Genomic DNA, 235 nt, shown 5'->3' with positions numbered 1-235 from the left:
AGTTACTGTTCACGCTGATGCAAATCATCCACACCCGCTTAACCAGTGTCCCAGTTTCGGAACTAATTGCCGAAACCATTGAATCGACACGTGCGGGCATCGTGTCTATTTTCGGAAGCAGCCTAAAGCGCTTAAAGGAACATCGAGCCGACCAGCTACAGTTTGCTCACTGCGCCAATGAACTGGCCTCTTTAGCGCAAGAACTCATCAACCAAGAACAAGAGAGTAACAACTC

At 48.5% G+C, this 235-nt stretch carries 1 pseudogene; it reads left to right on the top strand.

Annotated features, from left to right (window positions below):
- Positions 1-235 (top strand): annotated as a pseudogene (locus AB4486_RS22990) (cobalamin biosynthesis protein CobT); the annotation flags it as partial.

Source organism: Vibrio sp. 10N.222.55.C6 (assembly GCF_041473395.1).
Classification (GTDB): Bacteria; Pseudomonadota; Gammaproteobacteria; order Enterobacterales; family Vibrionaceae; genus Vibrio; species Vibrio crassostreae_C.
Note: the sequence above shows the minus strand (reverse complement) of the source record. Positions and strands in the feature narration are given on the sequence as shown.